This window comes from Staphylococcus ureilyticus, assembly GCF_002902235.1.
Lineage (GTDB): Bacteria > Bacillota > Bacilli > Staphylococcales > Staphylococcaceae > Staphylococcus > Staphylococcus ureilyticus.
In genome coordinates this window covers 1-16,214 of record NZ_PPRL01000006.1, presented here as the reverse complement: position 1 = coordinate 16,214, position 16,214 = coordinate 1, and the positions used below count along the sequence as shown (strand labels likewise).

At 33.5% G+C, this 16,214-nt stretch carries 12 protein-coding genes; 6 read left to right on the top strand and 6 right to left on the bottom strand.

Annotated elements, in window-relative coordinates:
* Positions 1 to 369 precede the first annotated feature (369 nt).
* From CD150_RS00745 to CD150_RS00735, 3 genes are all read right to left on the bottom strand, one after another.
* Entirely contained in the window at positions 370 to 2,529 is a 2,160-nt protein-coding gene (locus CD150_RS00745) for an RNA degradosome polyphosphate kinase (protein WP_073344114.1), read from the bottom strand.
* A gap of 67 nt (positions 2,530 to 2,596) precedes the next feature.
* On the bottom strand, positions 2,597 to 4,126 hold the full coding sequence (gene ppx / locus CD150_RS00740; protein ID WP_073344111.1) for an exopolyphosphatase: 1,530 nt from the start codon (positions 4,124 to 4,126) through the stop codon (positions 2,597 to 2,599).
* Positions 4,127 to 4,288: 162 nt separating this feature from the next.
* The gene (locus CD150_RS00735) at positions 4,289 to 5,830 is read right to left on the bottom strand and encodes an AbgT family transporter (RefSeq protein ID WP_073344108.1); all 1,542 of its coding nucleotides are present in this window, start codon (positions 5,828 to 5,830) and stop codon (positions 4,289 to 4,291) included.
* Positions 5,831 to 6,023: 193 nt separating this feature from the next.
* Here CD150_RS00735 and CD150_RS00730 point away from each other — a divergent pair, with 193 nt between their 5' ends.
* On the top strand, positions 6,024 to 6,842 hold the full coding sequence (locus tag CD150_RS00730; protein WP_073344106.1) for an SDR family oxidoreductase: 819 nt from the start codon (positions 6,024 to 6,026) through the stop codon (positions 6,840 to 6,842).
* 115 nt (positions 6,843 to 6,957) lie between these two features.
* Here CD150_RS00730 and CD150_RS00725 read toward each other — a convergent pair whose 3' ends face one another.
* Positions 6,958 to 8,034, bottom strand: a complete 1,077-nt coding sequence (locus CD150_RS00725; RefSeq protein WP_019470101.1) for a M42 family metallopeptidase — start codon at positions 8,032 to 8,034, stop codon at positions 6,958 to 6,960.
* Positions 8,035 to 8,233: 199 nt separating this feature from the next.
* Between CD150_RS00725 and CD150_RS00720 the strand changes: the two genes are divergently transcribed.
* Complete coding sequence (locus CD150_RS00720) at positions 8,234 to 8,749, top strand: thioredoxin domain-containing protein (RefSeq protein ID WP_019470102.1); 516 nt, start codon at positions 8,234 to 8,236, stop codon at positions 8,747 to 8,749.
* Between the two features lie 144 nt (positions 8,750 to 8,893).
* Here CD150_RS00720 and CD150_RS00715 read toward each other — a convergent pair whose 3' ends face one another.
* Positions 8,894 to 10,477 carry an FMN-binding glutamate synthase family protein gene (locus tag CD150_RS00715; protein ID WP_073344103.1) on the bottom strand — a complete coding sequence of 528 codons (1,584 nt, stop codon included), beginning with the start codon at positions 10,475 to 10,477 and terminating at the stop codon, positions 8,894 to 8,896.
* A 178-nt stretch (positions 10,478 to 10,655) separates the two neighbouring features.
* Between CD150_RS00715 and CD150_RS00710 the strand changes: the two genes are divergently transcribed.
* The 4 genes from CD150_RS00710 (at position 10,656) to CD150_RS00695 (ending at position 14,405) form a co-directional block, all read left to right on the top strand.
* A complete protein-coding gene (locus CD150_RS00710) occupies positions 10,656 to 11,429 on the top strand; it encodes a CPBP family intramembrane glutamic endopeptidase (protein ID WP_073344100.1) in 774 nt (257 codons plus the stop codon).
* Between the two features lie 115 nt (positions 11,430 to 11,544).
* Positions 11,545 to 12,192, top strand: a complete 648-nt coding sequence (locus CD150_RS00705) for an ABC transporter ATP-binding protein (RefSeq protein WP_046206810.1) — start codon at positions 11,545 to 11,547, stop codon at positions 12,190 to 12,192.
* Complete coding sequence (locus tag CD150_RS00700; protein ID WP_046206977.1) at positions 12,192 to 12,965, top strand: ABC transporter permease; 774 nt, start codon at positions 12,192 to 12,194, stop codon at positions 12,963 to 12,965. Before CD150_RS00705 ends, CD150_RS00700 begins: the two co-directional genes overlap by 1 nt.
* Before the next feature lie 258 nt (positions 12,966 to 13,223).
* A complete protein-coding gene (locus tag CD150_RS00695) occupies positions 13,224 to 14,405 on the top strand; it encodes an MFS transporter (RefSeq protein WP_073344097.1) in 1,182 nt (393 codons plus the stop codon).
* Between the two features lie 151 nt (positions 14,406 to 14,556).
* On the opposite strand, the gene CD150_RS00690 is transcribed toward CD150_RS00695, so the two are convergent.
* A complete protein-coding gene (locus CD150_RS00690; protein ID WP_073344094.1) occupies positions 14,557 to 15,927 on the bottom strand; it encodes a CitMHS family transporter in 1,371 nt (456 codons plus the stop codon).
* Positions 15,928 to 16,214: the final 287 nt, after the last annotated feature.

Below are 16,214 nucleotides of genomic sequence, written 5' to 3'. Positions count from 1 at the left end.
TTATATAACTGATATTTCAAAATGCTATAAGTTTAGAATGAGATGAATTTTTTATTATTTAATAAGAGGATATCATACGAAACCGATAAAGATGATTTCGCAATAAGGATTACCTGAGCTTTAGCTCATGCATAAGAACCACTAACCCAACAAGTTGGGAAGTGAAAAAGTTTACTTTCTCTCTGCTGTTCGAAAGCATAAGAACCACTAACCCAACAAGTTGGGAAGTGAAAAAGTTTACTTTCTCTCTACCGTTCGAAAGCATAAGAACCACTAACCCAACAAGTTGGGAAGTGGGAATAAGGATTACCTGAGCTTTAGCTCATGCATAAGAACCACTAACCCAACAAGTTGGGAAGTGGTTCTTTATCATCGTTTAAACGTATCTTTTAGTTTAGAAAACCATCGATTTTTATGTTGTATAGGAACTTCTTGTGGCAGGGTAGAAGCTTCTTTTAATTTTTGGCCAAATGTCATCGCTTCTTTCATTAAATAAGCCTGTGAATTTAATGGTGATAAATTATTATGAATATAATGATAATAACCTTGTTCGTCTTGATATCGACCTTTTTGATTATCTGACAATTGTAAATTCATATAATCTAATAAGCGTTTAGCAATGTTTTTATCTTCGACAGGGAACAATATTTCTACACGCTTAATCATATTACGTGTCATTGCATCCGCTGAAGAGAGGTAAATTTTTTCATCACCGTTATTATGGAAATAATAGATACGAGAGTGTTCAAGGAAACGACCAACGATACTTACTACTTCAATATTATCGCTGACATCTGGGATGCCTGGTTTTAAACAACAAATACCGCGAATAATTAATTTAACTTTGACACCAGCACGAGAAGCTTCAAATAATTTAAGAATAATATCTTTATCTGTTAATGAATTCATCTTCATCATAATTTTTCCATTACCGTTTTCACGATGTGATTTGATTTCTTTGTCTATTCGAGCTAAGAATACATCACGTATGTCGTATGGAGCTACAATGAGTTTATTATATTCTGGTTTCAATGTATATCCACTGAGGTAGTTAAAGAAGTTAATAGCATCTTCTGCTATTTCTTGATTTGTTGTGATAATGCCCATATCTGTATAGAGCTTAGCTGTTTTATCGTTGTAGTTTCCAGTACCTAAATGTACAAAAGATGTGAGTTTGTTATTGTTGCGTTTGACCACAAGCGAAATTTTACTATGCGTTTTCAAATATGTCATACCATAAATAACATGACAGCCTGCATCTTCTAACATTCTTGCCCAGTGAACATTATTTTCTTCATCAAAACGTGCTTTTAATTCAACGAGCACAGTTACTTGTTTACCATTTTCTGCAGCTGTTTTCAAACTATTAATGATTGGTGAATCTTTACTTACACGATATAATGTTTGTTTAATAGCAATCGTGTTCGGATCATTTGCAGCATCACGAATGAAATCTACAATTGGTTCAAAGGATTCATAGGGATGATGAAAGAAAATATCACGTTTTAATGATAAATCAAAAATGTCTTCATTACCCAAAGATTGAGGTGGTTGTGGTAGATATTTATTATATGTTAAATGTTTTAAACTATTAGATAAATGGTCTACAAGATCGAAAAGCAGTGTTAAATCTAATGGACCGTCTACAAAATAGACATCATTATCATGAACTTCCAACTGATTGATAATCCAAACAACGTCTTCATAAGTTGCTTGTCTTCCGTCTATCTCTAAACGTACTGCTGTTCCGCGTTTACGCTCTTTTAAGAAGCGTTCTATTTCAATTAACAAATCTTCGGCACCATCTTCATGGATGGTTAGATCGGCATTACGTGTAATTCTAAAGGTGAAGGTATTTAACACTTCATACCCAGTGAATAATTCATTAATATAATAAGTGATAATATCTTCTAACATTACAACGTATTGAGTTTGACCTTGATTTAATGTATAAAATCTTGGAATTAATGATGGTATTTGTACAATAGCCGAATTAATTGCATCATCGGTATCAATATCTACAAATATATTCAAGCTTTTATTGTTTAATTTTGGGAAAGGATGATAAGCATCGATACCTAATGGTGTTAATGTAGGTAAGATACCTGTTTTAAATTCACGTTCTAACTGTGGTAATAAAGACTCTGGTAAAGATTCAGGTTTTGTTACTTCCACACGATGTTGTTTTAACAGTTCTACTAATTCGTTATAACGTGCATACTGTAAATCTACATATTTTTTGTTTTTAATTTTTATTTGCTCAAGTTGTTCTTTAGGTGTGAGTTGCGCTTTATTCTCAGGTTTATCATAGCCCATTTTAACTTGATCTTGTAATCCGGCCACACGCACCATAAAGAATTCATCCAAGTTAGAGCTAAATATAGAAATAAATTTTAATTGTTCCAATAAAGGATTGTTTTTATCTTCAGCTTCTTGTAATACGCGATAATTAAAATCTAACCAACTGAGCTCTCTATTATTATAATATTGTGGTAAATTTAACTCTCTCTCTCCCAATTTCTTTTGCATAATTCTAATTCCACCTTATTGTAGTCTTGTTAACATATTTTGCTACGTACAATTTATCATATGAATTTTAAGATTTTGTAAAGATGATAGAAAGATTTTCTTTTAAAATTTTCTCGATATGCTTTTTTTGTCTAAGTGATTGATATTCTTCAGCAATCGGTTCACCAATATAATGGACATACAAAGTATAAGCACCATCTTCTTCTTGTAATGCCACACGTTCCACTGGGCTAGTATGTGATATATTTAGGGCATTTACAAATTTAATAATACCGCCTAAAAATTGAATATGATCCAACTCTTTGCCACGTAGCCATGCGGTCTCTTGGCTATAAAATTTTAAAAGAGATTTATTTTTAAAACTTGCTAACATTGCAAGTTTGACGCGATCTTCATGTGGAAAACCATCAATCATTGAATTCGCTATAATATAATACGTATGCGGTGAACTAGAATCTGCGTCAATAAATCTTCCTAAATAATATAAATATGCACCTTCCGCAAAAAGTTCTTGCTCTTTTTTAGTAACTTGAATTTTATCTAAGTCAATCAGTTGTGATAACAATGATTGAGCCAATTTAACGCGTTGTTTTGCACTAGATTCTTCGATGCTATATTCATTAGCTAAATGATATAATGCGTCTTTTCTAATATTTTCTTTTTTAAATTCTTGTGGGTGACGTTCGGATATCAACTTCATTATATAGCCCTCACGTAACCCTTTACGTGAGAAAGTGAAGTGGGTTGCATTGATTTGTTCGAATAAAGTTTTGAATACGGATACTGCTGGTAATATGATGTCTATACGGTCTCTGCTTAATCCATCAACATCTTTTAAGTCATCACGTGAACTCTTTTTAATTATTTTATATACCTCATCCATATCTTCTTCAGTCATTGAGTAGTTATGAACACCACCAATGGGATAAGAATGTTCTGACTGATGAATGCGTGCTACGTTACGAGCTGATCCACCAATACCGACTAAAGCAATTTTTTGGTCTTGTAACCATGGTAGCTGTTCGAATTGCTTAGCTATAAATTTTTCCATTGCTTTAATTGCAGATTTATCATTATGATCTTTATCTTCGAAGAATTTTCGTTTTAATGTTACAACGCCAAATGGGAAACTATGCGCTTCAATGATCGTTTTATCTTTGAATAAAGTGACTTCTGTAGACCCACCACCAATATCGATAGAAACACCATCTTCTACATCTGTAGTATGAGTGATGGCATAAAAACCATAAAAAGCTTCCTCTTGATCAGGAATAATTTTGATGTTGATGTCAAGTTCGCTTTTAATGTGTTTGATGATTTCTTTTTGATTGGTAGATTGTCTAATAGCAGCTGTCGCAACAGGATGTAATTCGTTTACTTCAAATTTATTAGCGACGCTTTTAAAGCTGTGTAATGTTGTTGTCAACACATCGATACCATCTTGGTTCATCTTTAAATCATCGGTTAAATATTGACTTAAGCGTGCGGGCGTTTTAATATTTAAAATTTCATTTAATCCTGTTTTAGTATCGAACTCAAAAATAACTAACCTTATTGTATTTGATCCGATGTCTACTAATCCTATGCGTTCCATAATCTCCTCCTGTATATATGAGGTAAATAGTTGTTTATAAATTTATTTACCCACTTTTCTCTTTAATATTACAATAAATAGCATGATTTGTGATACATCAATTGAATATTGTTCAATTCATGGTAATGATTTTTATATAGTTTGAAATTTAATATTGTTTTTGACTTATTCATTGATGTGTAAAGGGCCTCCAGGGCCTAATGGCCAGCCAAGTAAGTACCATATAATCATGAATATGGGCCATATAATACTTAGAATAATGGTATAAGGCATTAAACTAGATAACAGTGAGCCTAATTTCATGTGTTTATCATATTTTTGAGCATAAGATAAAAGTAATGGCAAATAAGGCATCATTGGCGTAATTGGGTTACTAATTGAATCTCCAATTCTATACAACATTTGTGTGAATGCAGGATGAAATCCTACAATTATCAGCATTGGAATAAATATTGGAGCAAGAATTCCCCATTTAGCAGATGCACTACCGATTAATAAGTTAATGAGCGCACCTAAAAAAATCACTCCTAAAATAAGGACGATACCGTTTTGATTTTGAAGTACTTCAGCACCTTGTACTGCTACAATCACACCTAAATTACTCCATTCTAAAAATGCCAGTAATTGTGCTGCAAAAAAGACAATAACAATAAAAGACCCCATAGAAGCCATAGAATCAGCAAGCATTTTACCTAAATCTTTAGAATTTTTAAATTCCTTCATTAACATGCCGTACACCAAACCAGGCACAAAAAAAATAAGTAAAATAATTAAACCAATCCCATTAATAATAGGAGAATCATTCAATAAACTGCCAGTTTTGGCATTACGTAAGAAACTATTTTGTGGTATTGCCATAATGATAAGTAAAATAAGTGTAGTGAAAAAGCTTATATTTGCCCAAAACACAGCCTTACTTTCTTTAAGTGTTAATCCTTGATTAGTATCATCCACTTTAATATTAGACTGTGTATCGTCATATGAGCCTAAACGAGGGATGACAAAACGCATTGTCACCCAATAAATTGTTGGCAATAATACAACGACACTAGCTGCAATAAAGTACCAATTCATCGCTACATTAACTGCAATTTTATCAGAAACAATCTTTGTTGCTGGTTCTGTAAAGGCATAAAGCAATGCATCTGACATTCCTATCATGACATTCGCAGAAAAACCACCAAGTGCTGATGCGTAAGCCATCGCTAACCCGGCAATAGGGTGATAGCCTAATTTAATGAAGACCATCGCTGTTAACGGTGGTAAAACAATCGTTGCAGCATCTCCTGCAGAATTGCCAATAATACCTATAAGTATAATTACAGGCACAATGATTTGCTTGGGTGCTTTATGAACAATTTGTACCATTAATTTATCAAAATACCCTGTTTTCTCAGCAATACCTACCCCAAGCATCACTGATAATACTAAACCGAGTGCAGGGAACTCAGAAAAGTTTTTGATCGCATCATTCAAAATCATAGCAATACCATCTTTGCTTAAAATATTTTTGATGGCAATGGTATTACCTGTTCCAGGATGCTTTACTGTGACATGAAAAAGTGAAACAACCCATGTAATGATTGCGAGCCCAAGACACATTAGAAAAAACAATATACTTGGATCAGGTAATCTATTTCCAATTTTTTCTACAATATTCAGAAATTTATTTATGATTGTCGATTTTTCTCTCGTATTTGACCCCATTATTATTACCTCCCCAATAAGTTATCGAAAGTATAACAAACTCATTTTGAAATGAGTATGATAAATTTTATGTTTCCAAGCAAAAGGCATCTATGAATGCTTTATACAAAGGTTTTAAAATTGATTTAAAAAGGAAATGTATTACAGATTAATTAATATTGAACAGTAGAGAAATGAAAGGGGAAGTTCATAGATGAGACGATTAGAAAATAAGATTGCTTTGGTAACAGGCGCTAGTACTGGCATAGGATCTGCTTCTGCACAAATATTGGCAAAAGAAGGGGCACATGTTTTAGCGATTGATATTTCTGCATCTGTACATGATACAGTAAAAGTAATTAACCAGGGCGGTAATAAAGCTTCAGGATATAATGTAGATGTATCAGATGCACATGCAGTAGAACGGCTTGCGCAATCTATTAAAGAAGATTATGATCATATTGATATTTTATGTAATAATGCTGGTATTGATAATGCCGCTGGACGTATTCATGAATTTCCAATCGATGTGTTTGATAGAATTATGAATGTTGATTTAAGAGGTACATTTTTGATGACCAAGTTCTTTTTACCATTAATGATGTCAAATGGTGGCTCTATCATCAATATGGCGTCATTTTCTGGAAATGCTGCAGATTTAAATCGTTCAGCATATAATGCTGCAAAAGCAGGTATCATCAATTTCACTCGATCAACAGCGATAGAATATGGACGTGAGCATATCAGAGCGAATGCAGTCGCACCAGGTACGATAGAAACACCACTTGTAGATAAATTAACAGGTACTAAAGAAGATGAACAAGGAAAAATATTTAGAGAAAATCAGAAGTGGGTTACGCCTTTAGGTCGTTTGGGCACACCTGATGAAGTAGGCAAACTCATTGCTTTCTTGGCTTCTGATGACAGTTCTTTTATAACTGGTGAAACCATTACAATTGATGGTGGTGTGACGGCATATACTTGGCCAGGAGAAATGTTGAGTGATGCGCGTTGGAAAGATTCTACAGAATAATTTAGAGTGAAAGTGATATTATTTGAGTTTAATAATTATTAAGAAGCACCAAAAAGCCGTAAACATTAGTGGTAGCACTTTGTTTACGGCTTTATTTTTTATAGATTTGAGTGGTTTACCAAATGATGTTATCTACGGCATCGTCGTTTAAAGATTTAACGATTTCAGTGACTAAGGCAACCGAATTTTTATAGTCATCTGTATGCAATACAGAGACGTTTGAATGCATATAACGTAGAGCGACACCAATAGAGACCGTAGGCACACCTTCATTGGCAACATGAATACTTCCAGCATCAGTACCGCCACCAGGTGTAGAATCTAACTGGATATCTATATTATGTGCTTTAGCTATTTTTTTAATATGGTTTGTAAAACCAACATGACCTATGTTTGAAGCGTCCATAATAATGACTACAGGTCCTTGTCCAATAGCTGTCTCGCTAGTTTGGCCAGACATGCCTGGTGTATCATAGGCAACAGCTACATCGACAGCAAGAGCTAAGTCAGGTTTAATCTTATTAGCTGCAACTTTAGCGCCACGAAGACCTACTTCTTCTTGTACGTTAGCGCCTGAAACTAAATTAATATCAATAGATTCTTGTTTAAGGTTGTTTAAAACGTCTACAGCAAGGGCGCAACCATAACGATTATCAAAAGCTTTGGCAGTTAAATACTTGCTATTTGCTAGTGTTTCAAACTCACTGTATGGTGTGATCATATTGCCAATTTCAATGCCGAATTGTTCAGCTTCTTTTTTACTTTTAACTCCAATATCAATGAACATATCTTTTATTTCTACATTTTTTTTACGTTCTTCGGGTGATAAAGCATGTGGTGGTTTGGAGCCAATAATACCTCTGATTTTCTTGCCTTCATCAGTTGTGACAGTTACTTTTTGAGATAACATCACTTGGTTCCACCAACCACCAATAGGTGTGAATTTTAAAAATCCATCTTTATCAATTTTAGTAACTACAAAACCAATTTCATCCAAATGACCTGCCACCATTAATGTCTTATTACCAGTAGAGGTCGTTTTTTTACCGAAAATACCTCCCAGATTATCTTCAATAATTTCATCACTTACTGGCGTCAAATAATCACGCATAAGTGTTTTTACTGCTTTTTCATGACCTGCAATACCGTCAACATTTGTTAATGATTCTAGTAATTTTATTGAATTGTTCATGTTATACCCCCTAATCAAATATTTATATTCATTTTATCATGAACTTCGATATAAGCTAATTGTTTGAGCTTTGTGTTATTAATTTAATGTACATAACATTAGATGAAGTTTACGTTGCACGCTATTGTAAGGCTAAACGTGTGCATTCAATACCTGTCCATGATTCAATATAATTATAAACAAAGTGGAGGGATAGACGATGACAGAAATTAATTATTTAACAATAGGCTCAGAATCAGCACCGATTAAAGTGGAGTCTTTTATCAATTTAGCTTGTCCATACTGTAAAAACTTCTTTTTCGCTGCAGACACTGTATTAAAGCCATTCATTGATCAAGGGAAGGTTCAACATACAATTAAACATTTTGATAAAACGAAGCAAGGCTTATTAAAAGGAACAATAGCAAATATATATTTAAACTATCAACGACCTGAAGAAACCTTAGATATTATTCGTGAGTTGTACCAAACACAAGCTCAATGGAAAGTAAGTTTTTCGACAATTGAAGCCAAAATGGAAGAAGAATATAATCTTACACCTCATAAAGAAGCTGACGATCGTTCGTTAGCGATTCATGAAGAAGCATTTGAAAGAGGAATTAAAGGCATTCCGACTGTTTTTATTAATGGTAATTTATTTGAATTCAATCCATTGGAAGATCAACAAGAAACGATAGAATCTAAGCTAACAAAGCAATTGAATCACTTTATATGATAATGAACCATCGGACTTAAATATCTATTTACAAAATAAATACGTCTGGACATCAGTGATTCGTCCCAGACGTATGCTTATCTTATCCTTCGAAATGTTGTTGAAGCTTATTTTTAACAAAGGTGTTTGTTTTAATCTTTGAAGTTAATTATGATTTAGTAAGTTTAATTTATAATCATGTATGGATTGAATGTTACCGTCTTTCTTTTTGATAATGATGTGTTCTTTTGATATCTGAGTTGGGGAAGTTACACCTACAGCGGCAGCAATGTTAAATAAGCCTTCATGTAAGCTGGTTACAAAATTAGTGACGCGGTATTTTTTTTCATCTATAATTAATCCCTTTTCACGTTTTGGATCTGTTGTTGCGACACCTACAGGACATGTGTTCATATGACACTGCCTACTCATAATACATCCAACACTAATCATCATACCTCTTGCAACGTTGACTAAATCAGCACCTAGACCTAATGCAATCGCAATTTTATCAGGCGTTACAAGTTTCCCTGAAGCAAATACTTTAATTCGATTGCGTATACCATACTTTTCGAGTACACCTGTTAAGATTGGTAAAGCAGTGAATAAAGGTAAACCTATGCCATCTTGCAATTCTTGAAATGTTGCACCAGTGCCTCCTTCGCCGCCGTCAATAGTAATAAAATTCGGAAACTGATTTGTTTCAATCATTGTTTGTGCGAGCGCTTCTACTTCTGATACTTTGCTGATTACAATTTTAAAACCAACAGGTTTTTGACCTACTTTTTGTAATTGTGTAACCCAGTCTAATAAATCGGTTGGATTATCTATAGATTCAAAACGGTTAGGGGAATTAATCGTCTTCCAAGGTTCAACATTACGAATATCAGCAATTTCTTGTGTGACTTTATTACCTTGCATATGGCCGCCTCTTGTTTTTGCACCTTGTGCTAACTTGATTTCAAAAGCTTTGACCGTATCTTCATTTGCTAAACTTTGGAAAGCATTCATATCAAATTCTCCCGATTTATCTCGTACGCCAAATAAACCTGGACCTATTTGAAAGATGATATCTGCATCGCCCGATAAATGGTGTTTTGATAAACCGCCTTCACCTGTATTCATCCAAGTTCCAGCTTGTCCTAATCCTTTGGATAGCGCCGTGATTGCATGACTTCCTAATGCGCCATAACTCATTCCTGATTGACCAACAAGCCTTTTAAGTTTGAACGGATGTTCCAGTTCAGGACCTAAAATAATGGCATCTTCATCTGTTAAATAAAATGGATCTATCTCTGTTTTTGTGCGATGTTCGTCACGATTAAAGAGTCGTTCATTATCAATTGTATAAATAAATGATGAAATCAACGGTGATTGATTAATATGTAATTCTTTAGATTGCAACGGAAACATCGTATTTTGAATGTAAAACCCATCTTCATAATCCTTTTGTGTACCAAAACTAGTCATCCTTGAATTATATTTACCAGCTAATACAATATTGGTGTAATCATTACGAGAAAAAGGTTTGCCTTTGGTATCTGCTAAAAATAAATATTGGCGTAATTCTGGACCTATTTTTTCACCAAAATATCGAATACGTGCAAGTAATGGATAATTGCGTAAAACGCTATGTTGCTTTTGTCGTTTATCCTTAATAAGCAATACAGCCCCTAAAACAAGTACGCTTATTAAACAAACGACAATGATTACGTTGACGATAAACTGTAAAATAGTCAAAATAGTCATGTAACATTCCCCCTTAATATAGTTATATAATACAATAAATTATGCAATTTACAATGTGTTCCACTGTAAAGGGGTAGAATGGTTAATTGTAATTTTCAAATAGAAAAGTAAATCAACTTATAATAATGATAAAATATTGTGTTATATTATTGTTAAACAGCTACAAGGAAGGTGACATATGACTGACAAATCATTAGCAACGCCATTAACCAAAAAGCATATATGGCAGCATCAGAAAATTGTTAAAAAAGACTTTTGGTTAATCCCTATATACATCATTGCTAATTATCTTATACCACTTATATTAACGCTGATATTAATCGTATCATATGACATTTTTAATATTGGTAGTAAGTATCGTTTAAGTGATATGAATATACTGATTTTTGGTGGTGTTATTGCTGAAATATGTATCATCTTAAGTTTTTATGGCATGCATACTAAAGATAATATTACAGCAATTGCGATCAACAGGTTAAAATCAGTTCGTAAATATATTTTGCTTATTTTTATAGCATACATATCTACGCTCTTGTTGAATAATTTATATGATTGGCTTATGACTTTTTTACCGAAGTCATTACAATATCATGAAACACAAAATCAATTGATTTTAGAAGCACTGTTTCAAGACAATTGGATGCTCCCATTTTTATTTTTAGATATTGTTATTTTGACGCCGATTATTGAAGAGTTATTATTTAGGCATCTCATCATTCACGAATTAGGTAAAAAAATTACATATGCTGCTGCAAGTGTATTATCAGTTATATTATTTGCCGGTATTCATGTATTAGGGGCTACATCCCCATTTGAAATCGGAAGCTATATTTTTATTGCGATTGGTCTAGTATTTGTATATTTGAAAAGTGGGAAAAACCTAGCAGTATCCATATCACTGCATGCTTTTAATAATTTAATATCTTTTATTGCGATTGTATTTTTAAAATAATGTTTGCGTGTGATATTTAATGTTGTGTTTTGAATAAAACGATTGAATGCTACAATGATAGGAAATCAAACAGTCGTAATAGGGTATAAACTATATATGACCTAGGAGGTTCAAAATGTTAGAGCTTAGAAATGTTTCATACCAGGTGGATAACCGACAAATTATCAATAACATTAATTTGAAAATCGAAGCAGGAGAAACGATTGCGATTGTTGGGCCTTCAGGAAGTGGTAAAAGTACTTTGTTACGCTTAATGAATAATTTGATAAGTCCTACAGAAGGGGAATTATATTTTAATAATCAAGTATATGAAGATATTAGTCCAGAAAAGTTAAGAATGGAAGTTAGTTATTTATTACAAGAAAGCGATTTGTTTGAAAGTACTATTGGTGATAACTTAGCTTTCCCCGCTCAAATTAGAAATGATAAGTTTAATCGTAAAAGAGCTAAAGCACTTTTGAAGTCGGTAGGGTTAGGTCATTATAACTTTGATACAAGCGTAAACCATCTTTCTGGTGGGGAGAGGCAACGTGTAACGATTGCGAGACAGCTAATGTATAAACCCAAAGTATTATTATTAGACGAAGCAACAAGTGCTTTAGACGTACATAACAGTGAAAAAATTGAATCTTTAATCTTTAAGCTTGCGGAGGAAGGTACAACAATTTTATGGATTACACATAGTAACGATCAAAGTATGAGACATTTCCAAAAGCGCATTAGAATTGTGGATGGACAAATTGAAAAGGAGGAGGAATTATGATGAGTACCACTGCTTTAGTACTTACTGCGACACTCCTACTTTTTCCAATCATCGTGTCATATAAAGAAAAATTACATATAATTAAAGATTTACTCGTTGCAACTTTAAGAGCAGTTGTTCAATTGGTGATTTTAGGTTATTTACTTCATTTTATATTTGATGTAAACCAAACATGGTTGTTGCTCTTGTTTGTATTGATTATCATTATTAATGCATCGTGGAACACGATCAGTAGAGCTTCACCTGTGATGCATCATGTATTTTGGATTTCTTTTATTGCCATATTTATAGGTGTAGCGCTACCATTAGTCGGTATTGTGATCACTGGCGCAATTGAATTCAAACCTAATGAAGTAATTCCAATTGCAGGCATGCTTGGAAGTAATGGTTTGATTGCTATTAATCTTGCGTATCAAAATTTAGATCGTGAATTCGTTAAAGAAATGAGTCAAATCGAAGCCAAATTGGCATTAGGTGCTAATCCAAAACTATCTTCCAAAGGAACGATCCGTGAAAGTATCAAAACGGCAATTGTGCCAACGATAGATTCAGTGAAAACGTATGGTATTGTTTCGATTCCTGGTATGATGACAGGGTTGATTATCGGTGGTGTAGATCCATTGGAAGCTGTTAAATTTCAACTTTTAGTAGTATTTATTCATACGACAGCGACAATTATGTCAGCGTTGATTGCAACATACTTGAGTTATCGTCAATTCTTTAATGAACGAGACCAATTAATTGCGCGACATATCCCCAAAGACAATCGCTAAAAGTTTTTGATGTATATTTGTTATAATAAACATGATGACAATTACTAAAATCAAATCTATTTGATGAGAAATTTTAAATTTAGATGAGCAGGAAACGTCAAGAAGTATCAAAATGGTTTTTGATACTTCTTGCGTTTCCTGTTTTTTGAAATGAATTTAATAGCATGTTATTGCTAAGTATTCATATATATTGACGAATGGTTTATAATGTAGCAGTTATAGAATTTTTGAAATCAGATTAAAGAGAGGAGGATATTTATGTCAGTTATGCGCATATTTACCTTTATATTAAGTATATTTATTGTAGGAATGGTTGAAATGATGGTTGCTGGTATTATGAACTTGATGAGTAGTGATTTACATGTTTCTGAAGCAATCATTGGACAATTAGTTACCTTATATGCCATTACTTTTGCAGTAGCAGGACCTATTTTAGTAAAGCTAACGAATCGTTTTTCACCACGAATGGTTTTGTTGTGGGCATTGTTAACATTTGTTGTAGGCAATATCATTATTGCGATTGCGCCTAATTTTTCTATTTTAGTGATTGGACGTATCTTATCATCTGCAGCTGCAGCATTAATTGTGGTTAAAATATTAGCTTTAACTGCGTTATTAACTGCGCCACAACACCGAGGGAAAATGATTGGTATTGTGTATTCCGGCTTTAGTGGGGCAAATGTTTTTGGTGTGCCAATCGGGACAGTCATTGGTGATTTAGTCGGTTGGAGATATACGTTTTTATTTATTGTGGTTATTAGTTTATTCGTTGGTATTCTAATGTATATATATGTACCGAAGCTAAGTGATCATCTATCGTCAAACACTGACACAGAGACAAGTTCAAATCGTTCAAACGCTTATTCCAAAGTGTTAAGACCCGCTGAAGTTACAAAATATTTAGGTATCACGTTTTTATTATTAGTAGCCAACTCGGTGACGTTTATTTATATTAATCCGTTAATCCTTTCCGGTGGGCATCAACTATCCTTTGTTTCTATTGCATTATTAATCAATGGTATTGCAGGTGTAATCGGAACATCAATGGGTGGCTTTTTATCAGATAGACTTACGAGCAAACGCTGGTTGGTTATTGCGACAGCCGTATTTATTGTTATGATGCTTATTCTTAATATGTTTTTACCAGGTACAGGTTTATTACTCATGATTATTTTCATTTGGAATATCATGCAATGGAGTACGAATCCAGCTGTGCAAAGTGGCATTATAGAACATGTTGAGGGTGATACGAGCCAAGTGATGAGCTGGAATATGTCTAGTTTAAACGCAGGTATCGGTATCGGCGGTATTGTAGGTGGATTAGTAGTATCGAACTTAAATGTCTACGCAACGACTTATTTTTCAGCTGCAATTGCGTTAGTAGCATTTATTTTAGTGATTAGCCTTAAAAATGTCGCTAAATACAATAAAGCATCATGATTTGAGCATGGGCTAATGGTAATATAAGACTGCAAAATTTAATTATATATAAATAAAACAGGGCGTGGAACATTGAAATGTAATTTCAGTTCGACACCCTGTTTTTTAATTTTTGTGCAAATGTTTTTACTAAATTCACGCAGTTTAGAACTTAAAATGTAACGACTCCGATTAACATAGCGATAATTAACATGACGATGGCAAAACCCCATATCCAAAAGAACGCATACTTTATATATGTTCCCATATTTGCTTCTGCAAGTCCTATTGCTAACCATAATGCAGGTGAAAATGGACTGACAAACGTACCGATAATATTTCCAATTAACATTGCATATGCTGTTGACACAGATGACACACCAAACTGACCGGCTGTCTGTTCAACAATAGGTAAGATTGCGAAATAATAAGCATCCGTACTCGTTAATAAATCTAGTGGTACACCGAAAATACCGACAATAATGTGTAAGTATGGCCCTACGGCATTCGGTATAATGTGGATGAAGCTTACTGCTATTGCCTCAAGCATACCAGTTTCATTAAGTACACCTAAAAACATACCCGCTGCGATAATCACGGCAGCCATCATAAGTGCATTTGGCGCATGAGCCTTAAGCCTACTCATTTGTTCGTCTACATTTGGGAAGTTAATAATCAAAGCAATCGCAACACCAATCATAAATGCAAATTCAGGCGGAGCGATATTAGCTAGCATTACTACGATGATAGCGAGCGTAAGTATCACGTTAATCCAATTAATCCAAGGTTTCGTAACGGCAACACCACGAATGGGAAATTTAATATCTTGATCTTGCTCGTATATTTCAACCAATTTATGTATATCCACATCTTGTGTATTAGTTACTTTTCCCGAATTGATTTTACGTTGTATGATTGCTTTTTCTCGAAAACCTAAAAATACAGCGAATAGTAAAACTAAAATAAAACCGATAATCTGAACAGGTATAACACCATACCATAATTCATTGACATTCTTAAAATGAATTACTGAAGCTGTACGAGCCATAGGACCACCCCAAGGCACCATGTTCATAATCGATGCACTCAGTCCGAGTAACAAAAGTAGTAGATACCGATTCATATTTAGTGCTTTATACAACGGTAATAATGCTGGTATTGATAATAAAAATGTTGTGGCACCAGCACCATCGAGTTGCGCGAATATTCCGATAAGTGAAGTTACAATACAAACAACTACAACATTACCTCTAGTAAGCAAAATTAAACGCTTTACCAATGGTTTAAATAAGCCAGCGTCACTCATGATGCCGAAGAAAATAATTGCAAAAATAAACATGATGACGACGTTAATGACTTGATCTAAACCACTATTAAAGAATTTTACTAAATCACCTATATTGTAACCTAATATGAGTGCCCCTACACTCGGTATTAAAATCATGCCTACAACTGGACTAATACGTTTAGCAATTAGTAAACCAACAATGGAAATAATAATAATTAGCCCCATAATTGTTAGCCAAACACTCTCTTGTTGCATAAAATATCCCCTCCAAATATTAAAGCGCTTACAAAAAATTGAACAATGATTGTTCACACTTCTAAAAAGTAATTATTTATAAGTGTAACAGAGAAAAGCGAAGTGTATCAGTAATATATATAAATATTTATATAATTTTACTTATATTAAATTATAAGTAAAACAAATGTATTTTTGAATTGTATTAGTATGACAATATATAGGTTTTGTACGAGAGTAGTGTTAAGAAGATCAATAAAGGATTATCTGAATTGAGCACATTTAAAAACTGTCTCTTATACACATCT